Source organism: Paraclostridium sp. (assembly GCF_051657365.1).
Taxonomy (GTDB): Bacteria; Bacillota; Clostridia; order Peptostreptococcales; family Peptostreptococcaceae; genus Paraclostridium.
This window is the reverse complement of sequence record NZ_JBOFKN010000105.1, coordinates 1-1,169: the sequence shown is the minus strand read 5'-3', so window position 1 is coordinate 1,169 and position 1,169 is coordinate 1. Positions and strand designations below refer to the sequence as shown.

General features: G+C 43.8%; 2 rRNA genes. Both read left to right on the top strand.

The window, feature by feature from the left end:
* Positions 1-69 (top strand): 16S ribosomal RNA (locus ACRCYC_RS08025); the annotation flags it as partial.
* 257 nt (positions 70-326) lie between these two features.
* A 23S ribosomal RNA gene (locus ACRCYC_RS08020) occupies positions 327-1,169 on the top strand; the annotation flags it as partial.

Sequence of the window (1,169 nt, the reverse complement as noted above, 5' to 3'; positions counted from 1 at the left end):
GGGTCAGCGATTGGGGTGAAGTCGTAACAAGGTAGCCGTAGGAGAACCTGCGGCTGGATCACCTCCTTTCTATGGAGAAATCTGATTAACAAGATGATTAATCAGTACAGCCAAAAAATCAAAATCTCGATTTCTTATTCGAAAGAGATTGGTTTGTATTATACTGTTCAATTTTGAGAAACCATTGTTTCTCAAAGAGAATTGTTCTTTGAAAATTGCACATGAAATTAATTAGTTGATACAACAAGCCAAGAAAAATGTATTTAAATATACTATTCTTTGTAACAATATATCTAAGATTGCAAAATCTTAAAAATGACTAAATAGGTCAAGCTACAAAGGGCGTATGGTGAATGCCTTGGCATCAGGAGCCGATGAAGGACGTGATAAGCTGCGATAAGCTTCGAGTAGGCGCACATAGCCAGAGATTCGAAGATTTCCGAATGAGGGAACTCACATGGGTGAACCCCATGTATCCTATAGTGAATACATAGCTATAGGAAGGTAACCTAGGGAACTGAAACATCTAAGTACCTAGAGGAAGAGAAAGAAAAATCGATTTTCTTAGTAGCGGCGAGCGAAAAGGAAAGAGGCCAAACCGGAGATTTATCTCCGGGGTTGCGGACAGAACATTAACTTAGAAGGCTATCGTAGCCGAAGATAACTGGAAAGTTATGCCGTAGAGTGTAATAGCCACGTAGGCGAAACGAGAAGATCTAAAGTTCTGATCCAGAGTACCACGAGACACGTGAAACCTTGTGGGAAGCAGGGAGGACCACCTCCCAAGCCTAAATACTACCTGATGACCGATAGTGAAGCAGTACCGTGAGGGAAAGGTGAAAAGAACCCCGGGAGGGGAGTGAAATAGAACCTGAAACCGTATGCCTACAACCGATCAAAGCCCCTTATGAGGGTGATGATGTGCTTTTTGTAGAACGAGCCAACGAGTTACGGTATGTAGCAAGGTTAAGTACTTAAGGTACGGAGCCGAAGGGAAACCAAGTCTTAATAGGGCGACTAGTTGCATGCCGTAGACCCGAAACCGGGTGACCTATCCATGGCCAGGTTGAAGCGAGGGTAAAACCTCGTGGAGGACCGAACCACGTTGCTGTTGAAAAAGCATGGGATGAGCTGTGGATAGCGGAGAAATTCCAATCGAACTCGGAGAT